This window comes from Bradyrhizobium sp. BLXBL-01 (assembly GCF_051853025.1).
Lineage (GTDB): Bacteria > Pseudomonadota > Alphaproteobacteria > Rhizobiales > Xanthobacteraceae > Bradyrhizobium.
The window spans coordinates 3460873-3474262 of the sequence record NZ_CP182471.1; the positions used below are offsets into that span (position 1 = coordinate 3460873).

Genomic DNA, 13390 nt, shown 5'->3' on the forward strand with positions numbered 1-13390 from the left:
GGTCGTACGACGATGGCACTGAAGACATTCAATCCCACGACGCCGGGCCAGCGCCAGCTGGTCATGGTCGATCGTTCGGCCCTGTACAAGGGCAAGCCGGTCAAGGCGCTCACCGAAGGCAAGAAGTCCTCGGGCGGTCGCAACAACACCGGTCGCATCACCGTGCGCTTCCGCGGCGGCGGTCACAAGCAGACGCTGCGCCTCGTCGACTTCAAGCGCGACAAGGTCGATGCGCCCGCGACGGTCGAGCGGCTGGAATACGATCCGAACCGCACTGCGTTCATCGCGCTGATCAAGTACCAGGACGGCGAGCAGGCCTATATCCTGGCGCCGCAGCGTCTGGCCGTGGGCGACACCATCGTGGCCGGGAACTATGTCGACGTGAAGCCGGGCAACGTCATGCCGCTCGGCAACATGCCGGTCGGCACGATCATCCACAACATCGAGGTCAAGATCGGGAAGGGTGGCCAGCTGGCCCGTTCGGCGGGGACCTATGCCCAGCTCGTCGGCCGCGACCAGGACTACGTCATCATCCGCCTGAATTCGGGCGAGCAGCGCCTGGTGCACGGCCGTTGCCGCGGCACGATCGGCGCGGTGTCGAACCCGGATCACATGAACACCTCGATCGGCAAGGCCGGCCGCAACCGTTGGCTGGGCCGCAAGCCGCATAACCGCGGTGTTTCGATGAACCCGATCGACCATCCGCACGGCGGTGGTGAAGGTCGTACCTCGGGCGGTCGTCACCCGGTCACTCCGTGGGGCAAGCCGACCAAGGGCAAGAAGACCCGCTCCAACAAGTCGACCAACAAATTCATTCTCCTAAGCCGCCACAAGCGGAAGAAGTAAGGAACGCCGGACATGGTTCGTTCAGTCTGGAAAGGCCCGTTCGTCGAGGGTTCTCTGCTCAAGAAGGCAGATGCCGCGCGCGCGTCCGGCCGTCACGACGTCATCAAGATCTGGAGCCGTCGCTCGACGATCCTGCCGCAATTCGTCGGTCTGACCTTCGGCGTCTACAACGGTCAGAAGCACGTGCCGGTGGCCGTGAACGAGGAAATGGTCGGTCACAAGTTCGGCGAGTTCTCGCCGACCCGGACCTTCCATGGCCACTCCGGCGACAAGAAAGCCAAGAAGGCTTGAGGATTAAACGATGAGCAAACCTAAGCGCGAACGGAGCCTCGCCGAGAACGAGGCCAAGGCGGTCGCCCGGATGCTGCGGGTGAGCCCGCAGAAGCTCAACCTGGTCGCCCAGCTCATTCGCGGCCGGAAGGCGTCTGCCGCGCTCGCCGACCTGCAGTTTTCGCGCAAGCGGATCGCGGTCGACGTGAAGAAGTGCCTGGAATCGGCGATCGCCAACGCCGAGAACAACCACGACCTCGACGTCGACGATCTCGTCGTGGCGCAGGCCTTCGTCGGCAACGGCCTCGTGATGAAGCGCTTCGCCGCCCGCGGCCGTGGCCGCTCGGGCCGTGTCTACAAACCGTTTTCGCAGCTGACGATCATCGTTCGTCAGGTCGAAGCTGAAGCCGCCGCTTAAGGGCGCAGGAGAACACGATGGGTCAAAAGATCAATCCGATCGGTCTGCGCCTCGGCATCAACCGGACCTGGGATTCGCGCTGGTTCGCCGGCAAGCAGGAATACGGCAAGCTGCTGCACGAGGACGTCAAGATCCGTGAGATCCTGCACAAGGAGCTCAAGCAGGCGGCCGTCGCCCGCATCGTGATCGAGCGTCCGCACAAGAAGTGCCGCGTCACCATCCACTCGGCCCGTCCGGGCGTGGTGATCGGCAAGAAGGGCGCCGACATCGACAAGTTGCGCAAGAAGGTCGCGGACATCACCTCGTCCGACGTCGTCATCAACATCGTCGAAATCCGCAAGCCGGAGCTCGATGCGACGCTGGTGGCCGAGTCGATCGCGCAGCAGCTCGAGCGCCGCGTGGCTTTCCGCCGTGCCATGAAGCGCGCCGTGCAGTCGGCGATGCGTCTCGGCGCGGAAGGCATCCGCATCAACTGCTCGGGTCGTCTGGGCGGTGCGGAAATCGCGCGCATGGAGTGGTACCGCGAAGGCCGCGTGCCGCTGCACACGTTGCGTGCCGACATCGACTACGGCGTTGCGACGGCGTTCACGACCTTCGGCACCTGCGGCGTCAAGGTCTGGATCTTCAAGGGCGAGATCCTCGAGCACGATCCGATGGCCCAGGACAAGAGAATGGCCGAAGGCGAGACCGGCGGCAGTGGCGATCGCGGTGGCCGTCAGCGCCGCGAGACGGCCGCTGCCTAAAGCCAGACAGGAATTTGAGGGCTTAAAGCCATGATGCAACCTAAGAAAACGAAGTTCCGGAAGGCGCATAAGGGCCGCATCCACGGCGTTGCGTCTTCGGGCGCGACGTTGGCGTTCGGCCAGTTCGGCCTGAAGGCGACCGAGCCTGAGCGCGTCACCGCGCGCCAGATCGAAGCCGCCCGCCGCGCGCTGACCCGCCACATGAAGCGCGCCGGCCGCGTCTGGATCCGCGTGTTCCCCGACGTTCCGGTGTCGAAGAAGCCGGCCGAAGTCCGCATGGGCTCCGGCAAGGGTTCGCCGGAATTGTGGGTCGCGCGCGTCAAGCCGGGCCGGGTGCTGTTCGAGATCGACGGCGTCAACACCCAGACGGCGCGTGAGGCGCTGACCCTGGCGGCCGCCAAGCTGCCGATCAAGACGCGCTTCGTCGAGCGCATTGCGGAGTAATGGCCATGGCCCAGATGAAGATCGAAGACATCCGCGCGATGAGCCCCGACCAGCAGGATGAGGCCATCCTGAACCTGAAGAAGGAGCGCTTCAACCTGCGCTTCCAGCGCGCCACCGGGCAGCTCGAGAACACCTCGCGCCTGCGCGAGGCCCGCCGTGACATCGCCCGGATCAAGACCATCGCCGCGCAGACGCGCGCGAAGAAGAAGTAAGAGGCTTACGAAGATGCCGAAACGTACTTTGCAGGGCGTGGTCGTCAGCGACAAGCAAGCCAAGACCATCGTGGTGCGCGTCGACCGCCGCTTCACGCACCCGATCTACAAGAAGACGATCCGCCGTTCCAAGAACTACCACGCGCACGACGAGAGCAATCAGTTCAAGCCGGGCGACATGGTGTGGATCGAGGAAACCAAGCCGATTTCGAAGTTGAAGCGCTGGGTCGTGATCCGGGGCGAACACAAGAAAAGCGCCTGATCTGTTGGCTTTAGCCGACTGACTTCAGGGAAATGTTGAGCGCCGGCTGGGCTGGCGCAAAGAGAAAGAGGACGAGGTGCATCAATGATTCAGATGCAGACCAACCTCGACGTGGCCGACAATTCTGGCGCACGCCGTGTCATGTGTATCAAGGTGCTCGGGGGCTCCAAGCGCCGCTACGCCACGATCGGCGACATCATCGTCGTGTCGATCAAGGAAGCCATTCCGCGTGGCAAGGTGAAGAAGGGCGACGTGATGAAGGCCGTCGTGGTGCGCGTCCGCAAGGACATCCGCCGCGCCGACGGCTCGGTCATCCGCTTCGACCGCAACGCCGCCGTGCTGATCAACAACCAGTCCGAGCCGGTCGGCACCCGTATCTTCGGGCCCGTGCCGCGCGAGCTGCGCGCCAAGAACCACATGAAGATCATCTCGCTCGCGCCGGAGGTGCTGTGATGGCTGCGAAGATCCGCAAGGGCGACAAGGTCGTCGTGCTGACCGGCCGCGACAAGGGTCGCACCGGCGAAGTGTTCGAGGTTCGCCCCGACGCCGGCACCGCGCTGGTGCGCGGCATCAACATGGTCAAGCGTCATCAGAAGCAGACGCAGGCCCAGGAGGGCGGCATCATCTCGAAAGAGGCGCCGATCCAACTGTCCAACATCGCGTATGTCGGCAAGGACGGAAAGCCGACCCGCGTCGGATTCAAGATTCTGGCGGACGGCAAGAAGGTCCGCATCGCCAAGAGCTCGGGAGCTGAGATCGATGGCTGAGGCCGCTTACACGCCGCGCCTGCGCGCGGAATATGACGCGAAGATCCGCACGGCTCTGACCGAGAAGTTCGGTTACGAGAACGTCATGCAGGTTCCGCGCCTGGACAAGGTCGTGCTGAACATGGGCGTTGGCGATTCCGTCAACGACCGCAAGAAGGCCGAGACCGCCGCTGCCGAATTGACCCAGATCGCCGGCCAGAAGGCGATCGTGACCTATTCGCGCATCGCGATCGCGACCTTCAAGCTGCGTGAGAACCAGCCGATCGGCTGCAAGGTCACGCTGCGCAAGGCCCGCATGTACGAGTTCATCGATCGCCTGGTGAACGTGGCGCTGCCGCGCGTGCGCGACTTCCGCGGCCTGAACCCGAAGAGCTTCGACGGCCGCGGCAACTACTCGCTCGGCATCAAGGAGCACATCATTTTCCCCGAGATCGACTTCGACAAGGTCACGGAAGCCCGCGGTATGGACATCACCGTCTGCACCACGGCCAAGACCGACGAAGAGGCGAGGGCCTTGTTGACCGCTTTCAATTTCCCGTTCCGGCAGTGAGACGCTGACTTAGAGCCTCTCAAACGCGGATACCCAGGAGCCAAGCATGGCAAAGAAGAGTTCAGTCGAGAAGAACAACCGGCGCAAGCGGATGGTGAAGAACGCCGCCGCCAAGCGCGAGCGGTTGAAGGCGATCATCGCCGACAAGACGCTGCCGATGGAGGAGCGGTTCGCCGCGACCCTGAAGCTGGCGGAAATGCCGCGCAACTCGTCGGCGACCCGCATCCGCCTGCGCTGCGAGCTGTCGGGCCGTCCGCGCTCGAACTATCGCAAGAACAAGCTGTCCCGTATCGCGCTGCGCGAACTTGGCTCCAAGGGCATGGTCCCGGGCCTCGTGAAGTCCAGCTGGTAAGGAGGGTCGTTTAGATGTCTACGCACGATCCAATCAGCGATCTGATCACCCGTATCCGCAACGCGCAGATGCGCTCCAAGACCAAGGTCTCCACGCCTGGTTCGAAGATGCGCGAGAACGTGCTCGAGGTCCTCAAGTCCGAGGGCTACATCCGCGGCTACGCCACGCTCGAGCACTCCTCGGGCCGCAGCGAGATCGAGATCGAGCTGAAGTATTTCGACGGCGAGCCCGTCATCCGCGAGATCGAACGTGTCTCCAAGCCCGGGCGCCGTGTCTACGCCTCGGTGAAGAACCTGCCGCGGGTGAATAACGGTCTCGGCATTTCGGTGTTGTCGACGCCGAAGGGGATCATGGCCGACCACAGCGCGCGCGACGCGAATGTGGGCGGTGAAGTCCTCTTCACGGTGTTCTGAGAAGGATTTTTCATCCATGTCACGAGTTGGCAAAAGGCCTGTGGCGGTTCCGTCGGGTGTGACCGCGACCGTCGATGGGCAGACCGTCAAGATGAAGGGGCCGAAGGGCCAGCTTCAGTTCGTCGTTCATGACGACGTCGAGGTGAAGCTCGAGAACGGCCAGGTCAAGGTCAAGCCGCGCGCTGAGACCAACCGCGCGCGGGCGCTGTACGGCACCGCTCGCGCCCAGGTCGCGAATCTGGTCGAAGGCGTCACCAAGGGCTTCGAGAAGAAGCTCGAGATCACCGGCGTCGGCTATCGCGCCGCGATGCAGGGCAAGAATCTGCAGCTCGCGCTCGGTTACAGCCATGACGTGATCTATCCGATCCCCGAGGGGATCACGATCACCGTGCCGAAGCCGACCGAGATCACGGTGACGGGCAGCGACGTCCAGCGTGTCGGCCAGGTCGCCGCCGAGATCCGCTCCTATCGCCCGCCGGAGCCCTACAAGGGCAAAGGCGTGAAGTATGTTGGCGAATTCATCTTCCGCAAGGAAGGCAAGAAGAAGTAACGGAGCCGGTCATGTCCAAAGCCAAGGTTACGAATGCCCGGCGCAAGCGGAGTGTGCGGCTGAAGCTGCGCCGTTCCGCCGGCGGCCGTCCGCGCCTGTCGGTGTTCCGCTCGTCCAAGCACATCTACGCCCAGGTCATCGACGACCTGAAGGGCGAGACGCTGGCCTCTGCCTCGTCGCTCGAGAAGTCGATGCGCGACGGCGGCAAGACCGGCGCCGACATCGATGCGGCGAAGGCGGTCGGCAAGTTGCTGGCCGAGCGCGCCGCCGAGAAGGGCGTCAAGGAAGTCGTGTTCGATCGCGGCAGCTATCTCTATCACGGGCGCGTCAAGGCTCTGGCCGACGCGGCGCGTGAGAGCGGGCTGAGCTTCTAACAGAATTTGAGGATTGAGGCGCAAGCCTCTGAAGGATTGGAAAAACCATGGCAGCTGAACGCGAACAACGTGGTGGACGCGATCAACGCGGCGGCGGACGTGAACGCAGGGAGCGCGAGGAGCGCGACAGCGAGTTCGTCGACAAGCTCGTCCACATCAACCGCGTGGCCAAGGTCGTCAAGGGCGGCAAGCGCTTCGGTTTCGCGGCGCTGGTCGTGATCGGCGACCAGAAGGGCCGCGCCGGCTTCGGTCACGGCAAGGCGCGCGAAGTGCCTGAGGCGATCCGCAAGGCGACCGAGTCCGCCAAGCGCAACCTGACGCGGGTGTCGCTGCGCGAGGGCCGCACGCTCCATCACGACATCGCCGGCCGTCATGGCGCGGGCCGTGTCTACCTGCGTGCAGCTCCGGCCGGTACCGGCATCATCGCCGGCGGCCCGATGCGCGCCGTGTTCGAGACGCTCGGCGTCCAGGACGTGGTGGCGAAGTCGATCGGCTCGTCGAACCCGTACAACATGGTGCGCGCGACCTTCGACGCGCTGAAGCACCAGGATTCGCCGCGTTCGGTCGCAGCCCGCCGCAACATCAAGGTGTCCACCCTCCAGTCCCGTCGTATCGGCGGCGATGCCGAGGCGGCCGCCGACTAACGGAAGCTTTTCGGAGTAGACTCCCATGGCCAAGGCCGCAAAGACGATCAAGGTCGAGCAGACCGGCAGCGCGATCCGCCGCCATCACTCGCAGCGTTCGACCCTGATCGGGCTCAAGCTCAACAAGATCGGCCGTACCAGCGAACTGCCGGATACCCCGGCGGTCCGCGGCATGATCGAGAAAGTTCACCATCTCGTCCGCATCATCGACGAGAAGTAAGCAAAGGCGAACGGTCCCGGAAAGCCGGAAGCGGTTTTCGGTGAAGATCGTGCGCAAGACACAAGGAGAAGGGCGATGAAGCTCAGCGATATCGCCGACAACGCCGGCTCGCGCAAGAAGCGTATGCGCGTCGGCCGCGGCATCGGTTCCGGCAAGGGCAAGCAGTCCGGCCGCGGCGGCAAGGGCCAGACCGCGCGTTCGGGCGTGCGCATCAAGGGTTTCGAAGGCGGCCAGATGCCGATGCATCGCCGTCTGCCCAAGCGCGGCTTCAACAACATCTTCCGCGTCGAGTTCGCCGAGATCAATCTCGACCGGCTCCAGGAAGCGGTCGATGCCAAGAAGATCGACGCCGGCAGCGTCGTCAACGTCGAGGCCCTGGTGAAGGGCGGCGTGCTGCGCCGCGCCAAGGCCGGCCTGCGGCTGCTCGGCCGTGGCGAACTCAAGTCCAAGCTCAACATCGAAGTGCACGGCGCCAGCAAGACCGCGATCGCGGCGGTCGAGAAGGCCGGCGGCTCGGTGAAGATCCTCGCCCAGCCCAAGGAAGAAGGCGAGGCGGCGTAACAACTGCGTCATTGGCCCGCGGCGCGCGGGCCTTTACGCATGCGGGACGTGGACTTATCGAAGCCGAGCCCCAGATAATGTCCGGCGTCCGCTAAACTAGCCCGGCCGCGGGCATGACGGCGCAACAGGCGGCGGGAGAAAGTCCAAGATGGTCTCTGCAGCGGAACAACTGGCAGCCAATCTCAATTTCGGCGCGTTTGCCAAGGCCGACGAACTGAAGAAGCGCATCTGGTTCACCCTGGGTGCGCTGCTCGTTTATCGGCTCGGGACCTACATCCCGCTGCCCGGCATCGATCCCAACGTCTGGGAGCAGGTGTTCCGCTCCCAGGCGGGCGGCATTCTCGGTATGTTCAACATGTTCGCCGGCGGCGGCATCCACCGCATGGCGATCTTCGCGCTGAACATCATGCCGTACATCTCGGCCTCGATCATCATCCAGCTCCTCACCACCGTCTCGCCGCAGCTCGAGGCCCTGAAGAAGGAAGGTGAGGCCGGCCGCAAGACGCTGAACCAGTACACGCGCTATCTGACCGTCATCCTGGCCGCGTTCCAGTCCTACGGCATCGCGGTGGGCCTCGAAGGCGCCGGCAACGTCGTCGCCGACCCCGGCTTGTTCTTCCGCCTGTCCACGGCGATCACGCTGACCGGCGGCACCATGTTCCTGATGTGGCTCGGCGAGCAGATCACCTCGCGCGGCATCGGCAACGGTATCTCGCTGATCATTCTCGCCGGCATCGTCGCCGAGCTGCCCGCGGCGCTCGCCGGCATGCTCGAGCTCGGCCGTCAGGGCGCGATGTCGACCGGCCTGATCCTGGTCGTCATCGTCATGGCCGTCGCCGTGATCGCCTTCATCGTGTTCATGGAGCGCGCCCAGCGCCGGCTCTTGATCCAGTATCCGAAGCGCCAGGTCGGCAACAAGATGTTCGAGGGCCAGTCCTCGCATCTGCCGCTCAAGCTCAACACCTCCGGCGTGATCCCGCCGATCTTCGCATCCTCGCTGCTGCTGCTGCCGACCACGGTTGCGAACTTCAACACGGGAAGCGGGCCGGAGTGGTTCCAGTGGATCACCACCCAGCTCGGCCATGGCCGCCCGCTGTTCCTGATCATGTATCTGGCGCTGATCGTGTTCTTCGCCTTCTTCTACACCGCGATCGTGTTCAACCCGACCGAGACCGCGGACAATCTGAAGAAGCACGGCGGCTTCATTCCGGGCATTCGCCCGGGCGAGCGCACCGCGGAATACATCGACTATGTGCTGTCGCGCATCACCGTGCTGGGCGCGATCTATCTCGCCATCGTCTGCTTGATCCCGGAAATCCTGATCTCCTACGCCTCGGTGCCGTTCTATTTCGGCGGCACCTCGCTCTTGATCGTCGTCAGCGTCACCATGGACACGGTGGCCCAGGTGCAAGGCTATCTGCTGGCGCACCAGTACGAAGGCCTGATCCGCAAGTCCAAGCTGCGAGGCCGCCGTAGATGAGCAGGGAGCTCGCGCGCCGAATCGCTTTCACGATCGGCGCACTGCTCCTTTTCAGGCTCGGCACGCAGGTCCCGATTCCGGGACTGGATCTCTCCGACGTCTCGCCGACGCTGGATCTCGTCTCCCGGCTTTCGATCTTTGCGCTCGGCCTCATTCCCTATCTGACTGCGGCAATCTTCATCCGGCTGCTCTCCGTGGTGTGGCGCGGCCTGAATTCGCTCGAACGGTCGGGCGAGGGCGGACGGCGGAAGATCGCGCGCGCCACGCTCGGGCTCACACTCGGGCTTGCGGCCTTTCAGGCCTACGGCATCGCCTCGGCACTGACGTCGATCCCGGGCCTCGTCAAAAATCCCGACGGCTGGTTCGTGACGACGGCTACGGCCTCGATGGTCGGCGGCGTCTTCGTGCTGGTGTGGCTCAGCGAACAGATGACCCGCTACGGCATTGGCAATGGCCTGGCGTTGATCTTGAGCGCGGGCTTCATCGTCGCCATTCCGCAAAACATTACCGGTATCGCGGATCTCATGCGGAGTGGGGCGATCTCGGGCAATCTTGTGCTCGGCCATGTCGTGTTCTGGATCGCGACCGTCGTCGTGATCGTGCTTGTCGAAGGCGCGCGGCGAAATATCCGGGTCCAGTTCGCCGCACACAGCGTCGGCACGCGGCAACTGCCTGTGCGCGATGCGATGCTGCCGATCAAGCTCAACAGCGCCGGGTTCCTGATTCCCGTCACCGTAGCGCCGTGGATATTCTATCTGCCGCTTGCCTTTGCAGGCTTCCTTCTGGGCAGCGATCATCCCCTCGTCGCCGCGGCCTACCGGCATCTCCAGCTCGGGCAGCCGGTGCACGTCATTCTCGTGTCGATCGCCGTGTTCGTGCTCGCCTTCGTCTATACCGCCTATGTCGTCGATCCCGAACACACGGCCAAATCCCTGGCGGATCGTGGCGGCACCATTCCCGGTGTCGCTCGGGGTGAAGCCACGGCCGACTATCTCGATCGCGTGGTGTCATTGACGACAGTCGTCGGAGCCGTCTACCTGACGGCGTTGCAGTTGATTCCGGAGGTGTTCGAGCTTTACGGGATCGGGCTGCCTTATAGTATGGTCGTCAATGGCGGTGGGGCGCTGGTTGTGGTTTGCACCGCTCTTGATATCAAAGCACAGGTGCGCGACGTATCGCTCACCAATCCGGGGGGCGTACGCCGATGAGAATTATACTTCTGGGACCGCCGGGGTCGGGCAAGGGGACTCAGGCCCAGCTCTTGGTGCAGCGCTATGGCATCGTCCAGCTCTCGACCGGCGAGATGCTGCGTGCCGCGGTTGCGGCCGGCACCCCGGTCGGGTTGAAGGCCAAGGAGATCATGGCCAGCGGCGGCCTCGTGCCCGATGACGTCGTGGTGGGAATCATTTCCGACCGCATCGACCAGCCGGACGCCAAGAACGGTTTCATCCTCGACGGTTTTCCGCGCACCGTGCCGCAGGCCGAGGCGCTGGACGAGCTGCTCAAGCGCAAGCATCTCAAGCTCGACGCCGTGATCGAGCTCCGGGTCAACGAGAGCGCGCTTCTGAGCCGCGTCGAGACCCGCGTCGCCCAGATGCGGGAGCGCGGCGAGGAGGTCCGGCTCGACGACACCCCGGAGGTCCTGACCAAGCGGCTGGCCAGCTACCGCAGCCAGACGGAACCGCTGATTCACTACTATTCCGAGCGTCGGAAGCTCTCGACCATCGACGGCATGATGGCCATCGACGAGGTCACCCGCGCCATCCACCGCCAGCTCCTGGCGCTGGGGGCGGTCGAGCCCAAGACACATGCCCGGAGCGCCGCCAAGGCGGCGCCGGCCAAGAAGGCCAAGGCGGGGAAGAAATCGCCCCAAAAGCCGGCGAAGGCTGCCAAGAAGGCCGCCAAATCGGCCAAAACCGCCAAAAAGGCCAAGAAAACCGCCAAGAAGACGGTCAAAAAGGCAGCCAAAAAGACCGCCAAGAAGGCCGTCAAAAAGGGTGCCAAAAAGGCTGCAAAAAAGGTCACGAAAAAGCGAGCCAAACGCTAGCAGCGGTTGACGAAAGCCCCTGGAATCCCCTAATAAGCCCCGCATCCAAGTCGGATAGTTTCAGACGATGCCGGGCCCCAGGAAGACCGGGGGTGGGCGTCGTGTTCGCGTTTGTGAACACCTGCCCGAGAACGCAAGCACTTAAAGCCCGATTCCTGACGAGGGGTCGGCAACAGGAGAGAAGGCCGTGGCCCGTATTGCCGGCGTGAACATTCCCACCAACAAGCGCGTGCTGATCGCGCTCCAGTACATCCATGGCATCGGTCAGAAGATCGCCGGTGAGATCCTGGAGAAGGTCAAGATCCCCGTGGATCGTCGCGTCAACCAGCTCAGCGACGCCGAAGTGCTCCAGATCCGCGAAGTCATCGACCGCGACTATCTCGTCGAGGGCGACCTGCGTCGTGAGGTCGGCATCAACATCAAGCGTCTGATGGACCTCGGCTGCTATCGCGGCCTGCGTCATCGTCGCGGTCTGCCGGTGCGCGGTCAGCGGACCCACACCAATGCGCGCACGCGCAAGGGCCCGGCCAAGGCCATCGCCGGCAAGAAGAAGTAAGTTTTCGAATCCAGTCACGGCGTGTGGCGATGCGGGGAGGCCCGTTCGCCACGCGCTTTTCGTTCCACAGGTGTAGCCGCTGGCATTACGGCGGCGTTTGAGATCTTCAGGAAAGGGACTCAATGGGCAAGGAAGCCACCCGCGTTCGTCGTCGTGAGCGCAAGAACATCGCCTCCGGCGTCGCGCATGTGAACTCGTCGTTCAACAACACGACCATCACCATCACCGACGCGCAGGGCAACACGATCGCCTGGTCTTCGGCCGGCACGATGGGCTTCAAGGGCTCGCGCAAGTCGACCCCGTACGCCGCGCAGGTTGCCGCCGAGGACGTGTCCAAGAAGGCGCAGGAGCACGGCATGCGCACGCTGGAAGTCGAGGTCGCCGGTCCCGGTTCGGGCCGCGAATCGGCGCTCCGCGCGCTCCAGGCCGCCGGCTTCACCGTCACCTCGATCCGCGACGTGACCACGATCCCGCACAACGGTTGCCGTCCGCGCAAGCGTCGTCGCGTTTGATTTTTGACGAGCTGCGGGCGCATCGGCGCCCGCAGTGACTTTGCAAGAAGCCGCGGGAATGATCTGCGGCCTTTCTCCAACGCCAGTATTTGCACCGTCAAATCGACTGGCCTGTATGGGTGAAACAGTGACGATCCAGAAAAATTGGCAAGAACTGATTAGGCCGAACAAGCTCCAGGTCACGCCTGGCAGCGATCCCTCGCGTTTTGCGACCATCGTCGCCGAGCCGCTCGAGCGTGGTTTCGGCCAGACCCTCGGCAATGCGCTGCGCCGCATCCTGCTCTCCTCGCTTCAGGGCGCGGCCGTGCAGTCGGTGCACATCGACGGCGTGCTGCACGAGTTCTCCTCGATCGCGGGCGTCCGTGAGGACGTCACCGACATCGTGCTGAACATCAAGGACATCTCGATCAAGATGCAGGGCGAAGGCCCCAAGCGCATGGTCGTGAAGAAGCAGGGTCCGGGCGTCGTCACCGCCGGCGACATCCAGACCGTCGGCGATGTGGTCGTGCTCAATCCCGATCTGCAGATCTGCACGCTCGACGAGGGCGCCGAGATCCGCATGGAGTTCACGGTCTCGACCGGCAAGGGCTACGTGCCCGCCGAGCGCAATCGTCCCGAGGACGCGCCGATCGGCCTGATCCCGGTCGACAGCCTGTACTCGCCGGTCCGCAAGGTCTCCTACAAGGTCGAGAACACCCGCGAGGGCCAGATCCTCGACTACGACAAGCTGACCATGACGATCGAGACCAACGGCGCGATCACGCCGGATGACTCGGTGGCTTACGCTGCCCGCATCCTGCAGGATCAGCTCAACGTGTTCGTCAACTTCGAAGAGCCGCGCAAGGAAGTCGCCCAGGAGATCATCCCGGACCTCGCCTTCAACCCGGCCTTCCTCAAGAAGGTGGACGAGCTCGAGCTGTCGGTGCGTTCGGCCAACTGCCTGAAGAACGACAACATCGTCTACATCGGCGACCTCGTGCAGAAGAGCGAGGCGGAAATGCTCCGCACCCCGAACTTCGGCCGCAAGTCGCTGAACGAGATCAAGGAAGTGCTGGCCCAGATGGGTCTGCACCTCGGCATGGAAGTGCCGGGCTGGCCGCCGGAGAACATCGACGAGCTCGCCAAGCGCTTCGAGGATCATTACTGATCGACTTCACCGTCGCGGCCGG

General features: G+C 63.8%; 23 protein-coding genes. All 23 read left to right on the plus strand.

The window, feature by feature from the left end:
* Positions 1–12: 12 nt before the first annotated feature.
* The 23 genes from rplB to ACNJYA_RS15980 all read left to right on the plus strand — a co-directional run bounded on the left by rplB (position 13) and on the right by ACNJYA_RS15980 (position 13368).
* Entirely contained in the window at positions 13–846 is an 834-nt protein-coding gene (gene rplB / locus ACNJYA_RS15870; protein WP_172783201.1) for a 50S ribosomal protein L2, read from the plus strand.
* A gap of 12 nt (positions 847–858) precedes the next feature.
* Positions 859–1137 (plus strand): 30S ribosomal protein S19, encoded by a 279-nt coding sequence (gene rpsS, locus ACNJYA_RS15875; protein ID WP_008136357.1) that lies wholly within the window; start codon positions 859–861, stop codon positions 1135–1137.
* A 10-nt stretch (positions 1138–1147) separates the two neighbouring features.
* Entirely contained in the window at positions 1148–1534 is a 387-nt protein-coding gene (gene rplV / locus ACNJYA_RS15880) for a 50S ribosomal protein L22 (protein ID WP_024342451.1), read from the plus strand.
* 17 nt (positions 1535–1551) lie between these two features.
* Positions 1552–2277: a 30S ribosomal protein S3 gene (rpsC, locus tag ACNJYA_RS15885; protein WP_061876881.1), complete on the plus strand. Its 726-nt coding sequence runs from the start codon at positions 1552–1554 to the stop codon at positions 2275–2277.
* A 30-nt stretch (positions 2278–2307) separates the two neighbouring features.
* Complete coding sequence (rplP, locus tag ACNJYA_RS15890; protein ID WP_008136349.1) at positions 2308–2721, plus strand: 50S ribosomal protein L16; 414 nt, start codon at positions 2308–2310, stop codon at positions 2719–2721.
* 5 nt (positions 2722–2726) lie between these two features.
* The gene (gene rpmC, locus ACNJYA_RS15895; RefSeq protein WP_025036989.1) at positions 2727–2933 is read left to right on the plus strand and encodes a 50S ribosomal protein L29; all 207 of its coding nucleotides are present in this window, start codon (positions 2727–2729) and stop codon (positions 2931–2933) included.
* A gap of 13 nt (positions 2934–2946) precedes the next feature.
* Positions 2947–3195, plus strand: coding sequence for a 30S ribosomal protein S17 (gene rpsQ, locus ACNJYA_RS15900; RefSeq protein ID WP_024342452.1), 249 nt, complete (start codon positions 2947–2949; stop codon positions 3193–3195).
* 84 nt (positions 3196–3279) lie between these two features.
* Positions 3280–3648, plus strand: coding sequence for a 50S ribosomal protein L14 (gene rplN / locus ACNJYA_RS15905; RefSeq protein ID WP_007603030.1), 369 nt, complete (start codon positions 3280–3282; stop codon positions 3646–3648).
* A complete protein-coding gene (rplX, locus tag ACNJYA_RS15910) occupies positions 3648–3962 on the plus strand; it encodes a 50S ribosomal protein L24 (RefSeq protein WP_011088142.1) in 315 nt (104 codons plus the stop codon). The genes rplN and rplX overlap by 1 nt, the downstream gene beginning before the upstream one ends.
* The gene (rplE, locus tag ACNJYA_RS15915; RefSeq protein ID WP_025036988.1) at positions 3955–4512 is read left to right on the plus strand and encodes a 50S ribosomal protein L5; all 558 of its coding nucleotides are present in this window, start codon (positions 3955–3957) and stop codon (positions 4510–4512) included. The genes rplX and rplE overlap by 8 nt, the downstream gene beginning before the upstream one ends.
* Positions 4513–4558: 46 nt before the next feature.
* A complete protein-coding gene (gene rpsN / locus ACNJYA_RS15920) occupies positions 4559–4864 on the plus strand; it encodes a 30S ribosomal protein S14 (protein ID WP_028137018.1) in 306 nt (101 codons plus the stop codon).
* Between the two features lie 14 nt (positions 4865–4878).
* A complete protein-coding gene (gene rpsH / locus ACNJYA_RS15925; RefSeq protein WP_018322269.1) occupies positions 4879–5277 on the plus strand; it encodes a 30S ribosomal protein S8 in 399 nt (132 codons plus the stop codon).
* A gap of 16 nt (positions 5278–5293) precedes the next feature.
* On the plus strand, positions 5294–5827 hold the full coding sequence (gene rplF / locus ACNJYA_RS15930) for a 50S ribosomal protein L6 (RefSeq protein ID WP_172783202.1): 534 nt from the start codon (positions 5294–5296) through the stop codon (positions 5825–5827).
* A gap of 11 nt (positions 5828–5838) precedes the next feature.
* Positions 5839–6201, plus strand: a complete 363-nt coding sequence (rplR, locus tag ACNJYA_RS15935; RefSeq protein WP_024342458.1) for a 50S ribosomal protein L18 — start codon at positions 5839–5841, stop codon at positions 6199–6201.
* 47 nt (positions 6202–6248) lie between these two features.
* Positions 6249–6845, plus strand: coding sequence for a 30S ribosomal protein S5 (rpsE, locus tag ACNJYA_RS15940; RefSeq protein WP_014494507.1), 597 nt, complete (start codon positions 6249–6251; stop codon positions 6843–6845).
* Between the two features lie 25 nt (positions 6846–6870).
* Positions 6871–7065: a 50S ribosomal protein L30 gene (gene rpmD / locus ACNJYA_RS15945; protein WP_025036984.1), complete on the plus strand. Its 195-nt coding sequence runs from the start codon at positions 6871–6873 to the stop codon at positions 7063–7065.
* Positions 7066–7140: 75 nt separating this feature from the next.
* The gene (rplO, locus tag ACNJYA_RS15950; RefSeq protein ID WP_025036983.1) at positions 7141–7626 is read left to right on the plus strand and encodes a 50S ribosomal protein L15; all 486 of its coding nucleotides are present in this window, start codon (positions 7141–7143) and stop codon (positions 7624–7626) included.
* Positions 7627–7774: 148 nt separating this feature from the next.
* Entirely contained in the window at positions 7775–9106 is a 1332-nt protein-coding gene (gene secY, locus ACNJYA_RS15955; protein ID WP_172783203.1) for a preprotein translocase subunit SecY, read from the plus strand.
* Complete coding sequence (locus ACNJYA_RS15960; protein ID WP_172783204.1) at positions 9103–10314, plus strand: preprotein translocase subunit SecY; 1212 nt, start codon at positions 9103–9105, stop codon at positions 10312–10314. The genes secY and ACNJYA_RS15960 overlap by 4 nt, the downstream gene beginning before the upstream one ends.
* Positions 10311–11153 carry an adenylate kinase gene (locus tag ACNJYA_RS15965; protein WP_172783205.1) on the plus strand — a complete coding sequence of 281 codons (843 nt, stop codon included), beginning with the start codon at positions 10311–10313 and terminating at the stop codon, positions 11151–11153. The genes ACNJYA_RS15960 and ACNJYA_RS15965 overlap by 4 nt, the downstream gene beginning before the upstream one ends.
* 187 nt (positions 11154–11340) lie before the next feature.
* A complete protein-coding gene (gene rpsM / locus ACNJYA_RS15970; RefSeq protein ID WP_008549231.1) occupies positions 11341–11709 on the plus strand; it encodes a 30S ribosomal protein S13 in 369 nt (122 codons plus the stop codon).
* Positions 11710–11831: 122 nt separating this feature from the next.
* A complete protein-coding gene (gene rpsK / locus ACNJYA_RS15975; RefSeq protein WP_007603045.1) occupies positions 11832–12221 on the plus strand; it encodes a 30S ribosomal protein S11 in 390 nt (129 codons plus the stop codon).
* A 115-nt stretch (positions 12222–12336) separates the two neighbouring features.
* Entirely contained in the window at positions 12337–13368 is a 1032-nt protein-coding gene (locus ACNJYA_RS15980; RefSeq protein ID WP_029674561.1) for a DNA-directed RNA polymerase subunit alpha, read from the plus strand.
* The last annotated feature ends 22 nt before the right edge of the window (positions 13369–13390 follow it).

What these genes read in the sequence shown, in the direction of transcription:
- rplN (WP_007603030.1), top strand. Translation starts at nt 3,280, where the DNA reads ATGATTCAGATGCAGACCAACCTCGACGTGGCCGACAATTCTGGCGCA.
- rplV (WP_024342451.1), top strand. Translation starts at nt 1,148, where the DNA reads ATGAGCAAACCTAAGCGCGAACGGAGCCTCGCCGAGAACGAGGCCAAG.
- rplB (WP_172783201.1), top strand. Translation starts at nt 13, where the DNA reads ATGGCACTGAAGACATTCAATCCCACGACGCCGGGCCAGCGCCAGCTG.
- secY (WP_172783203.1), top strand. Translation starts at nt 7,775, where the DNA reads ATGGTCTCTGCAGCGGAACAACTGGCAGCCAATCTCAATTTCGGCGCG.
- rpsS (WP_008136357.1), top strand. Translation starts at nt 859, where the DNA reads ATGGTTCGTTCAGTCTGGAAAGGCCCGTTCGTCGAGGGTTCTCTGCTC.
- rpsN (WP_028137018.1), top strand. Translation starts at nt 4,559, where the DNA reads ATGGCAAAGAAGAGTTCAGTCGAGAAGAACAACCGGCGCAAGCGGATG.
- rplP (WP_008136349.1), top strand. Translation starts at nt 2,308, where the DNA reads ATGATGCAACCTAAGAAAACGAAGTTCCGGAAGGCGCATAAGGGCCGC.
- rplX (WP_011088142.1), top strand. Translation starts at nt 3,648, where the DNA reads ATGGCTGCGAAGATCCGCAAGGGCGACAAGGTCGTCGTGCTGACCGGC.
- rpsQ (WP_024342452.1), top strand. Translation starts at nt 2,947, where the DNA reads ATGCCGAAACGTACTTTGCAGGGCGTGGTCGTCAGCGACAAGCAAGCC.
- rpmD (WP_025036984.1), top strand. Translation starts at nt 6,871, where the DNA reads ATGGCCAAGGCCGCAAAGACGATCAAGGTCGAGCAGACCGGCAGCGCG.
- ACNJYA_RS15965 (WP_172783205.1), top strand. Translation starts at nt 10,311, where the DNA reads ATGAGAATTATACTTCTGGGACCGCCGGGGTCGGGCAAGGGGACTCAG.
- rpsH (WP_018322269.1), top strand. Translation starts at nt 4,879, where the DNA reads ATGTCTACGCACGATCCAATCAGCGATCTGATCACCCGTATCCGCAAC.
- rplO (WP_025036983.1), top strand. Translation starts at nt 7,141, where the DNA reads ATGAAGCTCAGCGATATCGCCGACAACGCCGGCTCGCGCAAGAAGCGT.
- rpmC (WP_025036989.1), top strand. Translation starts at nt 2,727, where the DNA reads ATGGCCCAGATGAAGATCGAAGACATCCGCGCGATGAGCCCCGACCAG.
- rplR (WP_024342458.1), top strand. Translation starts at nt 5,839, where the DNA reads ATGTCCAAAGCCAAGGTTACGAATGCCCGGCGCAAGCGGAGTGTGCGG.
- ACNJYA_RS15960 (WP_172783204.1), top strand. Translation starts at nt 9,103, where the DNA reads ATGAGCAGGGAGCTCGCGCGCCGAATCGCTTTCACGATCGGCGCACTG.
- rpsE (WP_014494507.1), top strand. Translation starts at nt 6,249, where the DNA reads ATGGCAGCTGAACGCGAACAACGTGGTGGACGCGATCAACGCGGCGGC.
- ACNJYA_RS15980 (WP_029674561.1), top strand. Translation starts at nt 12,337, where the DNA reads ATGGGTGAAACAGTGACGATCCAGAAAAATTGGCAAGAACTGATTAGG.
- rplE (WP_025036988.1), top strand. Translation starts at nt 3,955, where the DNA reads ATGGCTGAGGCCGCTTACACGCCGCGCCTGCGCGCGGAATATGACGCG.
- rpsC (WP_061876881.1), top strand. Translation starts at nt 1,552, where the DNA reads ATGGGTCAAAAGATCAATCCGATCGGTCTGCGCCTCGGCATCAACCGG.
- rplF (WP_172783202.1), top strand. Translation starts at nt 5,294, where the DNA reads ATGTCACGAGTTGGCAAAAGGCCTGTGGCGGTTCCGTCGGGTGTGACC.
- rpsK (WP_007603045.1), top strand. Translation starts at nt 11,832, where the DNA reads ATGGGCAAGGAAGCCACCCGCGTTCGTCGTCGTGAGCGCAAGAACATC.